This is a genomic window from Citrobacter sp. CK189 (assembly GCF_030333505.1).
Classification (GTDB): Bacteria; Pseudomonadota; Gammaproteobacteria; order Enterobacterales; family Enterobacteriaceae; genus Citrobacter_B; species Citrobacter_B koseri.
In genome coordinates this window covers 391,844-409,186 of record NZ_JAOWFV010000035.1, presented here as the reverse complement: position 1 = coordinate 409,186, position 17,343 = coordinate 391,844, and the positions used below count along the sequence as shown (strand labels likewise).

The following is a 17,343-nucleotide window of genomic DNA, read 5'->3' as shown; positions in this document are numbered from 1 at the left end:
CATTGAGGCTGTAGCATAACGGAAGCGCTCTCGTTTAGAAAAGATTAATGGAAGGGAAAACGGAGGCGGTGTATGTTGGCGTTTTCTCCGCGTAATGAACGTTATGAACACCATCGTATTTGTTGAGGATGACCCTGAAGTTGGCTCGCTGATTGCCGCTTATCTGGCGAAACACGATATTGAGGTGCTGATTGAACCTCGCGGCGATCTGGCTGAAGAGACGATCCTTCGCACACAACCCGACCTGGTGTTACTGGATATCATGCTGCCTGGCAAAGACGGCATGACCATTTGCCGCGATTTGCGAGGCCGCTGGCAAGGGCCGATTGTCCTGTTGACCTCGCTGGACAGCGACATGAACCACATCCTGGCGCTGGAAATGGGCGCCTGTGACTACATCCTGAAAACCACGCCCCCTGCCGTGCTCCTCGCCCGTCTGCGCCTGCATTTACGGCAGAATGAACTCACCGCGCAGGCAAAAGGCATTCAGGATACGGCAATGACCCCGCATAAAACGCTGCGTTTTGGCGCGTTGATTATTGACCCGGTCAATCGTTCAGTCGCACTCTCCGGCGAACCGGTTTCGCTTTCCACCGCCGATTTCGAATTACTCTGGGAACTGGCAACCCATGCCGGGCAGATTATGGATCGCGACGCGCTGCTGAAAAACTTGCGCGGCGTCAGCTACGACGGCATGGACCGCAGCGTGGATGTCGCTATCTCAAGGCTGCGTAAGAAATTGCAGGATAACGCCACCGAGCCCTATCGAATCAAAACGGTTCGCAACAAAGGGTATCTGTTTGCCCCCCATGCGTGGGAAGAGAGTCAGCGTGATTAACCGGGTGCATCAATGAAAAAACTGTTCGTTCAGTTTTATCTGCTGCTGTTTGTCTGCTTTCTGGTCATGACCCTGTTGGTCGGGCTGGTGTATAAGTTCACCGCAGAACGCGCAGGCAGACAGTCGCTGGATGATTTGATGAAAAGCTCGCTGTATTTAATGCGCAGCGAATTGCGGGAGATCCCTCCGCGCGACTGGGGGAAAACCCTCAAAGAGATGGATCTTAATCTCTCTTTCGATTTGCGCGTAGAGCCGCTCAATAAATACAAACTCGACGCGCTTACCACACAGCGGCTGCGCGAAGGCGACATCGTCGCGCTGGACGATCAGTATACGTTTATCCAGCGCATCCCCCGCAGCCATTACGTGCTGGCCGTCGGGCCGGTTCCTTATCTCTATTTTCTTCACCAGATGCGGCTACTGGATATCGCGCTGATGGCCTTTATCGCCATCTCCCTCGCCTTTCCGGTGTTTATCTGGATGCGCCCGCACTGGCAGGAGATGCTGCGCCTGGAGGCCGCCGCTCAGCGTTTTGGCGAAGGGCACCTCGCAGAGCGCCTTCACTTTGACAACGGTTCCAGTTTTGAACGTCTCGGAATCGCCTTTAACCAGATGGCGGATAACATCAACGCGCTGATCGCCAGTAAAAAACAGCTTATTGACGGCATTGCCCACGAACTGCGTACGCCGCTGGTGCGTCTGCGTTACCGGCTGGAGATGAGTGAAAATCTCAGCGCACAGGAGTCGCAGGCGCTGAATCGCGATATCGGCCAACTGGAAGCGTTAATCGAAGAGTTACTGACCTATGCGCGGCTGGACAGGCCGCAGACTGCGTTAACGCTCACCGTTCCCGACCTCCCCGTGTGGCTGGCAAGCCACCTGGAAGACGTACAGAGCGTCAACCCCGGGCGCACGGTGCGGCTCAGCCAGCTTACGCCTGGCGATTACGGCGCGCTGGATATGCGGCTAATGGAGCGTGTGCTGGATAATCTGCTCAATAACGCGCTGCGTTATTCCCATTCCACCGTTCAGGCCAGCCTGTTGTTAAGCGGCAATCAGGCGACCCTGATTGTTGAAGACGACGGCCCCGGCATCGCGCCAGACGCGCGCGAACATGTGTTCGAACCCTTTGTGCGCCTCGATCCCAGCCGCGACCGCGCTACCGGAGGCTGCGGGCTGGGATTAGCCATCGTGCGCTCCATCGCCCTGGCGATGGGTGGAACGGTAAACTGTCGCGAAAGTGAACTGGGCGGCGCCAGATTCACCTTCAGCTGGCCCGTCTGGCACAACATCCCCGAATTTCCCCCTGCCTGACGCATAGCGCACGATGGTCAGGCCGGGTATGATGTGATATACAGTAAGTATGTTGTAACTAACATCCTTCTTTCTGCGACACTGAAATGGTGGTGATATGGCCCGTTACGATCTTGTCGAACGTCTGAATGGTACTTTTCGCCAGACAGAACACGCCCTGGCAACCCTGACAGAAAATCTCGAACAGCAACCGCTGCTGATTGCCCGCGTCTTCTCCCTCCCCGAAGTGACCAAAGAGGCGGAGCACAACCCTCTGGCGACCATTGCGGTGGAGCAGCATCTGGGAAAAGAGGCCGAATCGCTGGCGCTGCGCCACTATCGCCACCTGTTTATTCAGCAACAGTCTGAAAATCGCAGCAGCAAAGCGGCGGTTCGCCTGCCCGGCGTATTGTGCTATCAGGTTGATGATGCCACGCAGGCCGCGCTGGAAAACCAGATCCAGCACATCAATCAGTTAAAAACGACATTTGAGCGTATTGTGACGGTGGAATCAGGATTGCCGTCAGCGGCGCGTTTTGAGTGGGTGCATCGCCATCTGCCCGGTCTTATCACGTTGAATGCCTACCGCGCGTTAACGGTGATCAAGAATCCCGCCACCCTCCGCTTTGGCTGGGCCAACAAGCACATTATTAAGAATCTGCGCCGGGATGAGGTGCTGGCACAACTGGAGAAAAGCCTGAACACGCCGCGCAGCGTGCATCCCTGGACGCGCGAAGAGTGGCAGGCCAGGCTGGAGCGCGAATATCAGGATATCGCCGCCCTGCCGCAACAGGCGCGGCTGAAGATTAAAAGACCGGTGAAGGTACAGCCGATTGCCCGCGTCTGGTACAAAGGGCAGCAGAAACAGGTTCAACACGCCTGCCCGACGCCGCTTATCGCGCTGATCAATACCGATAAAGGCATGACCGTGCCGGATATCGGCGAACTACTGAATTACGATGCGGACAATGTTCAGCACCGCTTTAAGCCCCAGGCGCAACCGTTGCGACTTATCATCCCCCGGTTGCACCTGTATGTGGCGGATTAACGGCCGGGCTTCATGCTGCCCACCATCAGTTCCGGGCGCACCCAGCTATCAAACTCGGCTTCAGTGAGATACCCCAGCGCCAGGGCGGAGGCTTTTAAGGTCAGCCCTTCCTTGTGCGCTTTTTTGGCGATCTCCGCCGCTTTGTCATAGCCGATGTGCGTGTTGAGCGCGGTGACCAGCATCAGCGATTCATTGAGCAGTTGATTAATACGCTCACGGTTTGGCTCAATACCGACCGCACAGTGCGCATTAAAGCTTTCCATCCCATCCGCCAGCAGGCGTACCGATTGCAGGAAATTATGGATAACCATCGGGCGATAGACGTTAAGCTCGAAATTTCCCGACGCCCCGCCCATATTGATAGCCACATCGTTGCCCATCACCTGACAGCAGAGCATGGTCAGCGCCTCGCACTGGGTCGGGTTCACTTTACCTGGCATAATCGAACTGCCCGGCTCGTTCTCAGGAATGGCAATTTCACCAATACCGCATCGAGGGCCAGAAGCCAGCCAGCGAACGTCGTTGGCAATTTTCATCAGCGACGCCGCCAGCCCTTTTAGCGCGCCGTGCGCATGAACCAGCGCATCACAGGTCGCCAGCGCTTCAAACTTGTTCGGCGCCGTCACAAATGGCGCGCAGGTGATCACCGCCAGCTCATCCGCCACGCGGCGGGCATATTCAGGATGGGTGTTCAACCCTGTGCCCACCGCCGTGCCGCCCAGCGCCAGCTCCGCCACATGCGGCAGGCTATTTTCAATATGTTTGAGATTGTGCTCCAGCATCGCCACCCAGCCGGAAATTTCCTGACCGAGCGTCAGCGGCGTCGCATCCTGCAAGTGCGTGCGGCCAATTTTCACAATGTCGGCAAACGCATGGGACTTTTTGCGCAGCGTATCGGTCAGGACATTAAGCTGCGGGATGAGATGCTTGCGTAGCGCCAGCAGCGCCGCAACGTGCATCGCGGTCGGGAAAACGTCGTTCGAACTTTGGCTTTTATTGACGTCATCGTTCGGGTGAACTTTGCGCTCCATGCCGCGAACGCCGCCCAGCAGTTCGCTCGCGCGGTTCGCCAGCACTTCGTTCATGTTCATGTTGCTTTGCGTGCCCGACCCGGTCTGCCAGATCGCCAGCGGAAATTCGTCGGGATGTTTATCGGCCAGCACTTCATCAGCCGCCTGCATAATGGCGGAGGCTTTTTCCGCCGACAGCAGCCCTAAGTCCTCGTTAACTTTGGCTGCCGCACGCTTGGTCAGCGCCAGCGCATGGATCAGCGAGACGGGCATTTTCTCCGTGGAGATACGAAAATGCTCCAGCGATCGTTGGGTTTGCGCTCCCCAAAGTTTATCTGCCGGAACATCAATCCCGCCCATCGAATCTTTCTCGCAGCGTACCGTCGTCATTACTTTCTCCTTGTTAACAATGAAGTTGAGGACATGCTCACACACCTGTCAGGATTAAGTATTGATTGCTTCATAAATACTGCATGGCGCTTTGTGCGCTTCTGAAATGCCGGGCGGCACAGCGCCTTACCCGGCCTGCAAATGTACCTTCTTATTGTCTTACTTCACGCAGCGCGTGCACTGCGAAGTCTGAATTTGCTGGAAGAAATCATTGCCTTTGTCATCCACCAGGATAAAGGCCGGAAAATCTTCCACTTCAATTTTCCAGATCGCTTCCATCCCCAGTTCAGGGTATTCCACGCATTCCAGACTCCTGATGCTGCCCTGCGCCAGCACAGCGGCAGGCCCGCCAATGCTGCCCAGATAGAAGCCGCCGTGTTTATGGCAGGCATCGGTCACCTGTTGGCTACGGTTGCCTTTGGCCAGCATGATCATACTGCCGCCCTGCGACTGAAGCTGATCGACGTAAGAGTCCATACGCCCTGCGGTCGTTGGCCCCAGCGAACCGGACGCGTATCCTTCAGGCGTTTTTGCCGGCCCCGCGTAGTAGATCGGATGATCTTTAACATACTGCGGCAACCCTTCGCCACGGTCCATCCGCTCTTTCAGTTTGGCGTGCGCGATATCACGTCCCACAATAATCGTCCCGTTCAGCGACAGACGAGTCGAAACCGGATACTGCGACAACTGTTGCAGGATCGCTTTCATTGGCTGATTGAGGTCAACGCGAACCGCCTCGCCTTCGCCTGCCTGGCGCAATTCTTCGGGAATATATTTACCCGGATTATGTTCCAGTTTCTCGATCCAGATACCTTTGCGGTTGATCTTCGCTTTAATGTTGCGATCCGCAGAGCAGGAGACGCCCATCCCGACCGGACAGGACGCGCCGTGACGCGGTAAACGAATGACGCGGATATCATGGGCAAAATATTTACCGCCGAACTGAGCGCCTAACCCGAGATTCTGCGCTTCCGTCAGCAACTCTTTTTCCAGCTCCACGTCGCGGAATGCCTGACCGTGTTCGTTCCCTTCCGTCGGCAGTTCGTCATAGTATTTTGCGGAGGCCAGCTTAACCGTTTTCAGCGTTGCTTCCGCCGACGTCCCGCCGATCACGAAGGCGATGTGATACGGAGGACAGGCCGCCGTCCCCAGTGTGCGCATTTTATCGACCAGGTAATTTTTCAGTTTGCCCGGCGTCAGCAGCGCTTTGGTTTCCTGATACAGATAGGTTTTGTTGGCGGAACCGCCGCCTTTGGCGATACACAGGAATTTGTATTCATCGCCATCAACGCTGTAGAGATCAATCTGCGCGGGCAGGTTGGTGCCGGTATTGACCTCTTTATACATATCCAGCGGGGCATTTTGCGAATAGCGCAGGTTATCTTCGATGTAAGTGTTATAAACGCCGCGCGCCAGCGCAGCCTCATCACCGCCGCCGGTCCAGACGCGCTGGCCTTTTTTGCCAACAATAATGGCCGTACCGGTGTCCTGGCAGGTTGGTAAAATCCCTTTTGCGGCAATGTCCGAGTTGCGCAGGAATTGCAGCGCGACATATTTATCGTTTTCGCTGGCGTCCGGGTCGCGCAGGATATCAGCGACCTGCTGTTGATGCGCAGGGCGCAGCATAAAGGAAGCATCGTGGAATGCCTGACGCGCCATCAGCGTCAGCGCTTCAGGAGCGACCTTAAGCACTTCCTGCCCTTCAAATTCGGCAACGGAAACGTGTTCACTGGTCAGCAGGTAATATTCGGTATCGTCCTTTTTGAGGGGAAAAGGAGCCTGATAATGGAAGGGTTTGTTCGACATTGTTCTCTCACTTACTGCTCGGTCTGGTTATTCTCTGGGCAGATGTTCCATTGCCCTGCTTACCCGTCACGCCTCCAGCGGCAGACATGTTATTGTCCTGCAACCCGAATGCGTCAGGGTGTAAAAAGCGAGTTACACTATCCTACACAATTTTTTAACAAAAACTGAGACAAGTACGACTTTTTGCGCGCAGAGGTTACTTCCCGCGGGTTTCTTGGTTTAATACGCGAATTAATTTCCATATTGAAACAGGGCTTGATAATGCAAAAACTCATCAACTCAGTGCAAAACTATGCATGGGGTAGTAAAACTGCGTTAACGGAACTCTACGGCATTGCGAATCCGTCTCAGCAGCCAATGGCCGAGCTCTGGATGGGCGCCCATCCCAAGAGCAGCTCCCGAATTGAAGGTGCTGACGGGCAAACCGTCTCGTTACGCGACGTGATTGAGCACGATAAAGCCACACTGCTGGGCGAGTCTGTCGCAAAACGTTTTGGCGAGCTGCCCTTCCTGTTTAAAGTGCTGTGTGCCGCGCAGCCGCTTTCCATCCAGGTTCATCCGAATAAACACAACTCAGAAATTGGTTTCGCGAAAGAGAATGCGGCCGGTATTCCGATGGATGCCGCCGAGCGTAACTATAAAGATCCGAACCACAAGCCTGAACTGGTCTTTGCCCTGACGCCGTTCCTGGCGATGAACGCATTCCGCGAGTTCTCTGAGATTGTCTCCCTGCTGCAACCTGTTTCCGGCGCGCATACCGCCATTGCCCACTTCCTGCAAGAGCCGAATGCCGAACGCCTGAGCCAGCTGTTCGCCAGCCTGCTCAATATGCAGGGCGATGAAAAATCCCGCGCGCTGGCGGTACTGAAAGCGGCACTGAACAGCCAACAGGGTGAACCGTGGCAGACGATCCGCGTCATATCCGAATTTTACCCGGATGACAGCGGCCTCTTCTCTCCACTGCTGCTGAACGTGGTCAAGCTGAACCCTGGCGAAGCCATGTTCCTGTTTGCCGAAACGCCTCATGCCTATTTGCAGGGTGTGGCGCTGGAAGTGATGGCGAACTCCGATAACGTCCTGCGCGCCGGGCTGACGCCGAAATATATCGACATTCCTGAGCTGGTCGCGAACGTCAAATTCGTTGCCAAACCAGCCGATCAGCTGCTGACAACGCCGGTAAAACACGGTGCGGAACTGGACTTCCCGATTCCGGTGGAAGATTTCGCGTTTTCGCTGCATGACCTCTCCGCTCAGGACACGGCCATCAGCCAGCAGAGCGCCGCCATTCTGTTCTGCGTGGAAGGCGAAGCGGTGCTGAGCAAGGGCGAGCAGCGTCTGGTGCTGAAACCCGGTGAATCCGCGTTTATCGGCGCTGATGAGTCTCCGGTCAACGCCAGCGGCGTGGGCCGTTTGGCCAGGGTTTACAACAAGCTGTAGCAACATACTGAATTTTTTAACAACTCTTGCTAAGCTAGTTAAAGGCTCACAACTTCTCCAGGCGGTTTAATCCGCCTGGTTTCATTTTTATGGATAATCGATATGAAAAAATCGCTGGTAGCTACAGGTGTGATCGTCGCCCTGGGCGTAGTCTGGACAGGCGGGGCCTGGTACACCGGGAAAAAACTGGAAACGCATCTCGCACAGATGGTGAATCAGGCAAATGAGCAGCTTAAACGCACGGCGCCTGAAGCCGCCATTGAGCTGAGCTATCAAAACTACCAGCGCGGCATTTTCAGCAGCCAGTTACAGCTGGTGGCGAAGCCTGTCGAAGGCAAGGAAAACCCCTGGCTGAAACCAGGACAAAGCGTCGTACTGAACGAAGCGGTGGATCATGGCCCTTTCCCGTTCGCACAGTTGAAATCGTTTAACCTTATCCCTGCGATGGCCTCGGTGAAGACGACCCTGGTCAACAACGACGTCACCAGACCGTTGTTTGATATCGCAAAGGGCGAGACGCCGGTCGAGATTAATTCCCGGATTGGTTATGGCGGCGATACCCGCTCAGATATCTCCCTCAAGCCGTTGAATTATGAAAATAACGGTGAAAAAGTCGCCTTTAGCGGCGGGGAATTTCAGCTGAATGCCGATAAAGACGGCAATGTTGTTTCACTGTCAGGCGAAGCGCAAAGCGGCCTGGTGGATGCCGTCAACGAATATAACCAGAAAGTCCAGATTACTTTTAATAACCTGAAAACCGACGGTTCCAGCACCCTGGCCAGCTTCGGCGAGCGTATTGGCAACCAGACGCTGTCGCTGGAAAAAATGACGGTATCGGTAGAAGGTAAAGAGATGGCCGTGCTGGAAGGCATGGTGATCGACGGTAAGTCCGATCTCGTCAACGACGGCAAAACCATCAATAGCCAGCTGGATTACTCGCTGAACAGCCTTAAAGTGCAGAATCAGGATCTGGGTAGCGGCAAGCTGACGCTGAAAGTGGGACAGATCGATGGCGAAGCCTGGCACCAGTTTAGCCGCCAGTATAACGCTCAGACTCAGGCGCTGATGACGCAACCCGAGGTGGTGCAAAATCCTGAGCTTTATCAGGAGAAAGTGACCGAAGCGTTCTTTGGCGCCCTGCCGCTGCTGATGAAGGGCGAACCGGTGATTACCGTCGCGCCGTTAAGCTGGAAAAACGCTAAAGGCGAGACCGCGCTGAACCTCTCCTTGTTCCTGAAAGATCCGGCCGCGACCACTGAAGAACCGCAAACGCTGACTCAGGAAGTGGATCGTTCCGTTAAATCTCTCGACGCGAAGCTGACGATCCCGATGGATATGGCCGTTGAGTTTATGACCCAGGTCGCCAGACTGGAAGGTTATCAGCAGGAAGATGCCGATAAGCTGGCGAATCAACAAGTCAAAGGGTTAGCCGCGATGGGGCAAATGTTCCGCATCACCACGTTGCAGGATAATACCATTGCCACCAACCTACAGTATGCCAATGGTCAGGTAACGCTCAACGGGCAAAAAATGACGCTGGAAGAGTTTGTCGGCATGTTTGGTATGCCTGCGCTCTCCGTGCCGGACGCTCCGGCGATTCCTCAGCAGTAAGTTTTCTGTACGCCCCGCGCCCGGCGGGACTTTCCCGTCGGGCCGCTATTCAAACACCTGTCCCGCTACGCTATTTTTGCGTCACCAGACGAGCGGAAATGGTCTGGCTGCGCGAATGGCTCTCTTCATGACCAATCCGTTGCAGGATGCGCTCCGCAAGGGTATAGCCAATTTCGCGGGCTGGCGTGCTGGCCCAGATGATCGGCAGATCGTCCAGCGCGTTTTCCGCCACATCAGCAAACGCCGCCAGCGAGATCTGTTGTTCAAAATAGCGATCAACGCCAATTTCACCACTCTGCCGCCCCGCTTTCATCAGGCCAAACCATGCTCCCATCGCAATGGTTTCGTTGTAGCACACCACTGCGCTGATGGTCGGGTTATGCCGCAGTAATGCGGTAATGGCTTCGGCGGCCTGCTTCTGACTGGATGCGCACTCCAGCACCCAGTCGCTGTGAAAAGGCAACCCAAACTTCAGCAGCGTCGCGCAATAGCCGCCGACGCGCTCCGCGCGCGTTAATGAGGAGCTTTGCCCTCCCAGCCACGCGATCCGCTGATGCCCAAGGCGAATCAGATGTTCCGTCAGTAGCTGCGCCGCCTGCATGTTATCCGGCCGGACAGTATCCACCTCTTCCAGATAACTGGCGCGCGAGGCAAACACCACCGGAATCCCTTTTTCTTCTGCCCGTTCCCGGAGCGCATCGCTGTTACCCGCCGCTCCGGCGATCACCACGCCATCCACCCCCTGATTAAGGAGCATAGCGAAGCGCTGACTCAGCTGTTCGCCATCCTGACCGCCGTGCAACAAAAAGACCATACGCCCCTGCGCCTCCAGCGCCTCTGTCAACCCGGCCGTGAGTTCCGCATAAAAAGGCGCAGACAGATCGCGCACAATCAGCCCGATGACGCCGCTCTGCCCACCGCGAAGCGCCGATGCCTGGCGGTTACGCACAAAGCCCAGCTGTTCAATCGCCGCGTTAACCCGCTCGCCGGTGGCTGACGAAATCCGCCCTTTGCCACTGAGCACTAATGAGACGGTACTGACGGAGACGCCAGCCGCCAACGCGACATCATGGATGGTGGTTTTTTTGGCTATAGCCATGAAAAAAGAAAGCTCCCTGATAACGTGACAGATAAAACGTTTTATCAATCACTTATATTTATACGCTTTATTATCGTTCGATAATGTGATTTGCGCCGCACTAAAATTAGGTAAAACGTTTTATCTTCTCGCTCAAATAATTGACCACAGCCTTCTTTTTCACGAGGAGTCGTTAGATGACGACGAAGACAACACCAAAAATAACATTATGGGAATTTTTCCAGCAGTTGGGTAAAACGTTTATGCTGCCCGTGGCGCTGCTCTCTTTCTGCGGGATCATGCTGGGGATCGGCAGCTCGTTAAGCAGCCACGATGTCGTCACCCTGCTCCCGGCGCTGGGCAACCCGGTGCTACAGGCCATCTTTACCTGGATGAGTAAAGTCGGCTCGTTCGCTTTTAGCTTCCTCCCGGTGATGTTTTGTATCGCAATTCCGCTCGGTCTGGCGCGTGAAAACAAAGGCGTCGCCGCGTTTGCCGGTTTCGTCGGTTACGCCGTAATGAACCTTGCCGTGAACTTCTGGTTAACGGCGAAAGGCATTCTGCCGACGACTGACGCCGCCATTCTGAAAGCCAATAACGTACAGAATATCCTCGGGATTCAGTCTATCGACACGGGGATTCTGGGGGCGGTGATCGCCGGTATCGTTGTCTGGATGCTGCATGAGCGTTTCCACAATATTCGTCTGCCCGATGCGCTGGCTTTCTTTGGCGGTACGCGTTTCGTGCCGATCGTCTCTTCCGTGGTGATGGGACTGGTCGGGCTGGTCATTCCGCTGGTATGGCCTGTTTTTGCAATGGGCATCAGCGGTCTGGGCCACATTATCAATAGCGCGGGTGATTTCGGTCCGATGATCTTTGGTACGGGTGAACGCCTGCTGCTGCCGTTCGGCCTGCACCACATTCTGGTCGCGTTGATTCGCTTTACCGAAGCGGGCGGTACGCAGGAAGTCTGCGGCCATAGCGTGAGCGGCGCGTTGACCATTTTCCAGGCGCAGCTGAGCTGCCCGACAACGCACGGCTTCTCTGAAAGTGCGACCCGCTTCCTGTCTCAGGGTAAAATGCCTGCCTTCCTCGGCGGCTTGCCGGGCGCCGCGTTGGCGATGTACCACTGCGCGCGTCCTGAAAATCGTCACAAAATTAAGGGGCTGCTGATTTCTGGTCTTATCGCCTGTGTCGTTGGCGGTACCACAGAGCCGCTGGAATTCCTGTTCCTGTTCGTCGCGCCTGTGCTGTATGTGATTCATGCCCTGCTGACAGGTCTGGGATTCACCATCATGGCGATCCTCGGCGTCACCATCGGCAACACCGACGGCAACATCATCGACTTTGTGGTATTCGGGATCCTGCACGGTCTGTCGACCAAGTGGTATCTGGTTCCGGTGGTCGCCGCCGTCTGGTTCGCGGTGTACTACGTCATCTTCCGTTTCGCTATTACGCGCTTTAATCTGAAAACGCCGGGCCGCGATACCGAAATCGCCAGCAATATTGAAAAAGTCATGGCGGGCACGCCAGGGAAATCAGGCTATAACGTCCCGGCGATTCTGGCCGCGCTTGGCGGCAGTGAAAATATCGTCAGCCTGGATAACTGCATTACCCGTCTGCGCCTGTCGGTGAAGGATATGTCGCTTGTGAATGTACAGGCGCTGAAGGACAATCGCGCTATCGGCGTAGTACAGCTGAATCAACATAACTTACAGGTGGTTATTGGCCCTCAGGTACAGTCCGTTAAGGATGAAATGGCGGGTCTGATGAACACGGTTGAGGCATAAGGACAACGATATGTTCGATTTTTCAAAGGTGGTGGATCGTCACGGTACGTGGTGCACGCAGTGGGATTATGTCGCCGATCGCTTTGGCGCCCCTGACCTGCTTCCGTTTACGATCTCGGATATGGATTTCGCTACCGCGCCGTGCATCCTGGAGGCCATCAACCAACGTCTGGCGCACGGCGTGCTGGGTTACAGCCGCTGGAAAAACGATGAGTTTTTAGGGGCGATCGCCCACTGGTTCGCAACCCGTCACCACACCACGGTCGACCCGCAGTCGATCGTGTACGGCCCCTCCGTGATCTACATGGTGTCGGAGCTGATCCGCCAGTGGTCATCCGTCGGTGAAGGGGTGGTGATTCACACCCCCGCTTACGATGCGTTCTATAACGCCATCGAAGGCAACCAGCGTACCGTTATGCCGGTTGCGCTACAGAAAAACGCGGACGGCTGGCACTGCGATATGGCCGCGCTGGAAGTGGTGCTCGCCCGGCCAGAGAGTAAAATTCTCCTGCTGTGCAGCCCGCAGAACCCTACCGGAAAGGTATGGACGCGCAATGAACTGGAGACGATGGCTGAGCTATGCCATCGTCACGGCGTGCGGGTCATCTCCGATGAAATCCACATGGATATGGTATGGGGCGCGCAGCCGCATATCCCCTGGAGCAATGTGGCGCGTGGTCGTTGGGCGCTGCTGACCTCCGGGTCAAAAAGCTTCAACATTCCGGCGCTGACCGGCGCCTACGGGCTCATCGGCGATGAGGAAAGCCGCAATCGTTACCTCAGCGTATTGAAGGGGCGTGACGGGCTGTCGTCACCCGCCGTTCTGGCGCTTAGCGCGCATATTGCCGCTTATCAACAGGGCGCGCCGTGGCTGGATGCCCTGCGCGAGTATCTTGCTGATAACCTGAATTATATCGCGCATGCGTTAAACACCGCGTTCCCGACGCTAAACTGGCAGGTTCCGCAATCGACCTATCTGGCCTGGATTGATCTGCGCGCGCTAAATATTGACGACCACGCCTTACAGGATGCGCTGATTCATCAGCAGAAAGTGGCCATCATGCCCGGGTATACTTATGGCGAAGAAGGTTGCGGGTTTGTTCGTCTAAATGCCGGTTGTCCACGTTCGAAACTCGAAAAAGGCGTTAACGGCCTGATCAACGCGATCCGCGCTATACGCTGACAATGATTGCGCAATAAAATTATTTATTGCGCAACATAGATTTTACGCCCGTTTTATTTTTATAATGGCGAGCACTTTTATATTAAAAAAGAGTGCGACCATGATTGATACTTCCCTTCCGTTAACTGACGTTCATCGCCACCTTGATGGCAACATTCGTGCCCAAACTATTCTTGATCTTGGCCGCCAGTTCAATTTAGCCCTTCCGGCACAAACGCTTGACGCGCTCATTCCGCATGTGCAGATCACTTCAACGGAGCCTGACCTGGTCAGTTTTCTGGCAAAGCTCGACTGGGGCGTTAAAGTTCTGGCGTCGCTGGATGCCTGTCGTCGCGTGGCCTTTGAAAATATTGAAGATGCCGCCCGCAACGGCCTGCATTATGTCGAACTGCGTTTTTCTCCGGGTTATATGGCGATGACGCACCAGTTGCCTGTGGCAGGCGTGGTCGAAGCGGTCATCGCTGGCGTACGTGAAGGGTGCCAGACTTTTGGCGTTGAAGCTCGTCTGATCGGCATCATGAGCCGTACTTTCGGCGAGGCTGCTTGTCAGCAGGAACTGGAAGCGCTGCTGGCGCACCGCGATCACATTACCGCGCTTGACTTAGCGGGCGATGAACTTGGCTTCCCGGGCAGTCTGTTCCTCTCTCACTTTAACCGCGCGCGTGATGCGGGCTGGCATATTACCGTACATGCTGGCGAAGCGGCGGGACCGGAGAGCATCTGGCAGGCCATTCGCGAACTGGGCGCCGAGCGTATCGGTCATGGCGTGAAGGCCGTGGAAGATCGCGCGCTGATGGATTTTCTGGTCGAACAGCGAATCGGTATCGAATCCTGTCTGACGTCTAATATCCAGACCAGCACCGTTGCCTCGCTGGCTGCGCATCCGCTGAAAACGTTCCTTGAGCATGGCGTGCTGGCAAGTTTGAATACGGATGATCCCGCGGTACAGGGTGTGGATATTATTCACGAATACACGGTAGCGGCGCCGGCGGCAGGATTAACCCGCGAGCAGATTCGTCAGGCGCAGATCAATGGTCTGGAAATGGCGTTTTTAAGCGAAGCGGAAAAACGCGCATTGCGTGAGAAAGTCGCAGCGGTTTAAGCACGCAACGCCTGATGGCGCTGCGCTTATCAGTCCTGTAACGACACAACCGTAGGCCGGATAAGGCGTTTACGCCGCCATCCGGCAACACGCAAGCCTGATGGCGCTGCGCTTATCAGTCCTGTAACGACACAGCCGTAGGCCGGATAAGGCGTTTACGCCGCCATCCGGCAACACCCAACGCCTGATGGCGCTGCGCCTATCAGTCCTGTAACGACACAACCGTAGGCCGGATAAGACGTTTACGCCGCCATCCGGCAACACCCGGCGCCAGAAGAGTACACCGTCATCACGCGAGGCACAGCGTAGAGCGATGCTTCGCTGATTCAATCCCCAGCTCAATCAACTCCATAATCTGGATCGCCTGGCTCGCCGGAACCGGGTTTTCACCGTTGCCATTCAGCGCGTCACGGATGCCCGCATAATAAGCCGGATAATTACCCGGCACCGTCAGCCAGGTCTCTTCCACACGGTCTTCGCCTTCCACGCGCGTCAACACGCCGTCACGCATGTCGTAACCCCAGTCTTCCTGCGGCAGTCGCTCACCGTTTTTCAGCCGCTCCTCTTGTGGATCGAGGCCATATTTCACGTAACTGCCGCGCGAGCCATGCACGATATAACGTGCTGATTCTGCCGCTGCCAGCATCGTACCGTGCAGAATCACCCGACGCTGCGGGTAGGATAATATCGCGTGGAAATAATCCGTCGACTGCGCGCCAGGACGAAGCTGCGCCAGATCCACCGTCATGCTGACCGGCAAACCGAACAGATTGATCGCCTGATCCAGCAGATGCGGCGCCAGATCGTACCAGATACCGCTGCCAGGGCCGCCCTGTTCGCGCCAACGATCGCGTACCTGCGGGCGGAAACGGTCGAAATGGGATTCAAAGTAAGCCACTTCCCCCAGAACGCCATCGGCCAGCAATCCTTTCAGCGTCAGGAAATCACTGTCCCAACGGCGGTTATGGAACACAGAAAGCACGCGCCCCAGGCTGCGCGCCAGGGCGTCGAGTTCACGGGCTTGTGACAGTGTCACGGTAAAGGGTTTATCCACAACCACATGTTTTCCCGCTTCAAGCGCGGCTTTCGCCAGCGGAAAATGGGTGTCGTTGGGCGTAGGAATGACGATAAGGTCGATATTCGGATCGTTAAAAAGATGCTTAGGCTCTGAGACAACCGCCACAGAAGGCCAGTCCGCCTTCACTTTTGTTTCATCACTACTGGAAACCGCCGCCAGTTCCAGACCCGGCGTCCCTACGATTAAGGGCGCATGGAAAGTCTTGCTGGCATAACCATAACCAATTAGCCCTACCCGGATGTTGTCACTCATGTCTTTGCCTCTCATGTCAGAACGGAGTCATTTCACACTATCCCTTAACCACTCACAATAGTTTAATAACCGCCAGGTTATAAAGGTTGTTGCTTAACTTAAGTCAAACATCAGTGACTTTGGGCTCTCCTGCGGCGAAAAAGTCGCTGAAATCGTTCCCGACACCCTTGCCGTCTTATTTATTGATGAGTAACATTTGCATCCTGTGTTTATGGATAAATCAAAGCAAAAAAATGTCGTCAGTAATGAATCGCCTTATTGAATTAACCGGTTGGATTGTTCTCGTTGTCTCAGTGATCCTCTTAGGCGTCGCCAGCCATATCGATAATTACCAGCCCCCTGAACCGACGGCCTCCGTTCAGAAAAAATAAGCGTGTTCTGGCCAGTTGCGGCATAGCCGCATATCGTCAGAAATGGTTTCGGTTTACAGCCAGAAAAATCAGGAAAAGATGAAAAGCGGCAAAAAAAGCGAAATATGCCGTCTGCTGGCCGCACGCTTATTGCCAGTTGTCATGAAGCGCGTTACCCTTCCGGCAGGTGCTCTGCTCACCTGATTCATGACACGTAAGAATACGCTTATTTACCCTTGCGCGCCGATTATTCTTTTCGGTGTCGTTTTGTTTATTTTTATATTCACTACTCCGTTGGTGTTATTTGTTTAATATGGATCGCTATTTATGACAGTTCAGGATTATTTATTAAAATTCCGCAAAATCAGTTCGCTTGAGAGCCTGGAAAAACTGTTTGATCACCTTAACTACACCCTCTCTGACGATCGGGAGATCATCAATATGTATCGCGCAGCAGATCATCGTCGCGCGGAGCTGGTCTCGGGCGGTCGTCTGTATGATGTCGGTCAGGTGCCAAAATCAGTCTGGCATTACGTACAATAAAGAAAGTAGCGATCGGCGTTAAAAGCTTTATAATACTGGCCCCAAAATGAAATAGTCTGCCTGTTCGCGCTGGCAAATCTGGAGAAGATATGACCACAACACCGGCACAACGCATCGGGGGCTGGTTGCTTGGCCCACTGGCCTGGCTGTTAGTCGCGTTGCTGAGCGCCTCGCTCGCGTTATTGCTCTATGCTACTGCGCTGGCTACGCCGCAGACATTCCATATGCTCAGTGAGCAAAGTACCGGCAACCTGTTGTTATGGGGCGTTTCGTTTATTACCGCCATCGCAATGTGGTATTACACCTTATGGTTGACCATCGCCTTCTTCAAGCGCCGCCACTGCGTGCCTAAACATTATATTATCTGGCTGCTGGTGTCCGTCTTGCTGGCAATTAAAGCCTTTGCCTTTTCGCCAGTCTCAGACGCGTTTGCGGTTCGCCAGCTGTTGTTCCCGTTACTGGCGGCCGCGCTGATCGTACCCTATTTCAAACGCTCGGCGCGCGTTAAAGCAACGTTTGTGAACCCGTAATACC

15 protein-coding genes are annotated in these 17,343 nt (G+C 55.0%); 11 read left to right on the top strand and 4 right to left on the bottom strand.

Translation table 11 applies throughout. The features are described 5' to 3' along the window. The first annotated feature begins 103 nt into the window (after positions 1–103). The 3 genes from rstA (at position 104) to tus (ending at position 3,179) form a co-directional block, all read left to right on the top strand. Positions 104–838: a two-component system response regulator RstA gene (gene rstA / locus OGV83_RS06315; protein WP_134769439.1), complete on the top strand. Its 735-nt coding sequence runs from the start codon at positions 104–106 to the stop codon at positions 836–838. A 12-nt stretch (positions 839–850) separates the two neighbouring features. Further along, complete coding sequence (gene rstB, locus OGV83_RS06310; RefSeq protein ID WP_200092640.1) at positions 851–2,152, top strand: two-component system sensor histidine kinase RstB; 1,302 nt, start codon at positions 851–853, stop codon at positions 2,150–2,152. 97 nt (positions 2,153–2,249) lie between these two features. Next, entirely contained in the window at positions 2,250–3,179 is a 930-nt protein-coding gene (gene tus / locus OGV83_RS06305) for a DNA replication terminus site-binding protein (protein WP_012132493.1), read from the top strand. Here tus and fumC read toward each other — a convergent pair. Together fumC and fumB are read right to left on the bottom strand one after the other, a co-directional pair. After that, positions 3,176–4,579: a class II fumarate hydratase gene (gene fumC, locus OGV83_RS06300; protein WP_047457217.1), complete on the bottom strand. Its 1,404-nt coding sequence runs from the start codon at positions 4,577–4,579 to the stop codon at positions 3,176–3,178. The genes tus and fumC overlap by 4 nt on opposite strands. Positions 4,580–4,738: 159 nt before the next feature. Then, positions 4,739–6,385, bottom strand: a complete 1,647-nt coding sequence (gene fumB / locus OGV83_RS06295; protein ID WP_012132495.1) for a class I fumarate hydratase — start codon at positions 6,383–6,385, stop codon at positions 4,739–4,741. 261 nt (positions 6,386–6,646) lie between these two features. Here fumB and manA point away from each other — a divergent pair, with 261 nt between their 5' ends. Together manA and OGV83_RS06285 are read left to right on the top strand one after the other, a co-directional pair. Then, positions 6,647–7,822: a mannose-6-phosphate isomerase gene (manA, locus tag OGV83_RS06290; protein WP_286463287.1), complete on the top strand. Its 1,176-nt coding sequence runs from the start codon at positions 6,647–6,649 to the stop codon at positions 7,820–7,822. A 102-nt stretch (positions 7,823–7,924) separates the two neighbouring features. Next, positions 7,925–9,433 (top strand): YdgA family protein, encoded by a 1,509-nt coding sequence (locus OGV83_RS06285; protein WP_049011603.1) that lies wholly within the window; start codon positions 7,925–7,927, stop codon positions 9,431–9,433. Between the two features lie 70 nt (positions 9,434–9,503). Here the strand turns inward: OGV83_RS06285 and OGV83_RS06280 are convergent, their stop codons facing one another. Further along, positions 9,504–10,532, bottom strand: coding sequence for a Mal regulon transcriptional regulator MalI (locus OGV83_RS06280; protein ID WP_012132499.1), 1,029 nt, complete (start codon positions 10,530–10,532; stop codon positions 9,504–9,506). 176 nt (positions 10,533–10,708) lie between these two features. Here OGV83_RS06280 and malX point away from each other — a divergent pair, with 176 nt between their 5' ends. The 3 genes from malX (at position 10,709) to add (ending at position 14,586) form a co-directional block, all read left to right on the top strand. Next, a complete protein-coding gene (malX, locus tag OGV83_RS06275; protein WP_286463285.1) occupies positions 10,709–12,301 on the top strand; it encodes a maltose/glucose-specific PTS transporter subunit IIBC in 1,593 nt (530 codons plus the stop codon). 10 nt (positions 12,302–12,311) lie between these two features. After that, complete coding sequence (locus tag OGV83_RS06270) at positions 12,312–13,484, top strand: MalY/PatB family protein (protein WP_286463284.1); 1,173 nt, start codon at positions 12,312–12,314, stop codon at positions 13,482–13,484. A 100-nt stretch (positions 13,485–13,584) separates the two neighbouring features. Next, a complete protein-coding gene (add, locus tag OGV83_RS06265) occupies positions 13,585–14,586 on the top strand; it encodes an adenosine deaminase (RefSeq protein WP_047457232.1) in 1,002 nt (333 codons plus the stop codon). 289 nt (positions 14,587–14,875) lie between these two features. On the opposite strand, the gene OGV83_RS06260 is transcribed toward add, so the two are convergent. Then, entirely contained in the window at positions 14,876–15,916 is a 1,041-nt protein-coding gene (locus OGV83_RS06260; protein ID WP_024130359.1) for an oxidoreductase, read from the bottom strand. 245 nt (positions 15,917–16,161) lie between these two features. Here OGV83_RS06260 and blr point away from each other — a divergent pair, with 245 nt between their 5' ends. From blr to OGV83_RS06245, 3 genes are all read left to right on the top strand, one after another. Continuing rightward, positions 16,162–16,287, top strand: coding sequence for a division septum protein Blr (blr, locus tag OGV83_RS06255; RefSeq protein ID WP_048902389.1), 126 nt, complete (start codon positions 16,162–16,164; stop codon positions 16,285–16,287). Positions 16,288–16,593: 306 nt separating this feature from the next. After that, positions 16,594–16,809, top strand: coding sequence for a transcription modulator YdgT (gene ydgT, locus OGV83_RS06250; protein WP_024130361.1), 216 nt, complete (start codon positions 16,594–16,596; stop codon positions 16,807–16,809). An 89-nt stretch (positions 16,810–16,898) separates the two neighbouring features. Then, positions 16,899–17,339, top strand: coding sequence for a DUF2569 domain-containing protein (locus tag OGV83_RS06245; RefSeq protein WP_012132511.1), 441 nt, complete (start codon positions 16,899–16,901; stop codon positions 17,337–17,339). The last annotated feature ends 4 nt before the right edge of the window (positions 17,340–17,343 follow it).